Annotated in this window: 1 pseudogene; it reads left to right on the forward strand. The window is 49.6% G+C overall.

The features are described 5' to 3' along the window. Positions 1 to 920 (forward strand): annotated as a pseudogene (locus tag CIK04_RS28325) (M20/M25/M40 family metallo-hydrolase); the annotation flags it as partial.

A 920-nucleotide genomic window follows, 5' to 3' on the forward strand; every position in this document is an offset into this window, starting at 1 on the left:
GTGCCAGAACACATCTCGAATGGCTTTAACGTCTATGCACGCTTAGAGGGTGAGCTTGAAGGTTCCATCTTATTAAGTTGTCACATGGATACCGTGGCGCCGGGCAATGGCATTGAACCTGTGATTGAAGATGGCATATCGTTCTAAGAAAGACACCATTCTTGGTGGTGATGACAAATCGGGCATCGCTGCCATTATGGAAGCGGTCCGTCTGCTGAAAGAGCAAAATCAACAGCACAAAACCATAGAGCTTGCCTTTACTGTGCATGAAGAAGGCGGCCTGTTTGGTTCCGAATATTTTGATATGAGCTACGTCACAGCTCAGCAAGCGATTGTACTGGATACTGGTGGCCCAATTGGCTCTATTGTCACGGCGGCACCTGGCCAACAGAAAATCGTCGCTACGATTAAAGGTCGCCCTGCTCACGCAGGTTGGCGCCAGAAGAAGGCATCAGTGCCATTATGGTTGCCGCCGATGCCATCAACCAAATGAAACTGCTGCGTATTGACTCGGAAACGACTGCCAATATTGGTTCGGTTCACGGCGGTCAGGCGACAAACATTGTCATGCCAGAGTTGAAAATTGTCGCGGAAGCTCGCTCGCTCAATGCAGAAAGACTCGATGCACAAGATCGAGCACATGATCACGACTTTTGTAGCGTGTCGCCGAAGAACATGGTGCGAAAGTGGAGATTGAATCGAGCCGCGCGTACAACGCGTTTGTGCTTAGCGATGACCATCCTCACGTCGTGGAAATTAAGCAAGCTTTTGCGGACATTGGTGTAGACGCCATAACCAAAGGCACTGGAGGCGGTAGTGATGCTAATAACTTCAATGCCAAGGGTTTAACGACGGTCAATCTGTCGACCGGCATGTCAAAAGTACACACAACAGAAGAGTTCATTGCCATTGCGGACATG

This window comes from Vibrio sp. 03_296, from assembly GCF_002265885.1.